1 pseudogene is annotated in these 248 nt (G+C 31.0%); it reads right to left on the bottom strand.

Annotated features, from left to right (window positions below):
• Positions 1-122: 122 nt before the first annotated feature.
• A pseudogene (locus tag IDG64_RS14705) lies at positions 123-248 on the bottom strand (methionine gamma-lyase family protein); the annotation flags it as partial.

The following is a 248-nucleotide window of genomic DNA, read 5'->3' as shown; positions in this document are numbered from 1 at the left end:
GAACTTAAATATGATGAAATTGAAAATGTTTATCGTATAAAAGGATTTAAAAAATAATAAAAGGACGAAATTCAAATGAAAGATATAAGTAAGATAGTAGCTGACGTCGAATCAACGTTAGCACCATGTTTTAATAAACTTTGTAATGCAATAGTAATCGCATGCGTACCTGAAATAATTTGCGGACGAACAATTGCATCTTCTGCTTTAAATGCCTGCGCATATATTTCTTCTAAATGATCACGTCC

It is taken from the genome of Staphylococcus sp. EG-SA-15 (assembly GCF_017151895.1).
Lineage (GTDB): Bacteria > Bacillota > Bacilli > Staphylococcales > Staphylococcaceae > Staphylococcus > Staphylococcus aureus.
The sequence above is the reverse complement of the archived record's forward strand: the minus strand, read 5'-3'. Positions and strand labels throughout refer to the sequence as shown.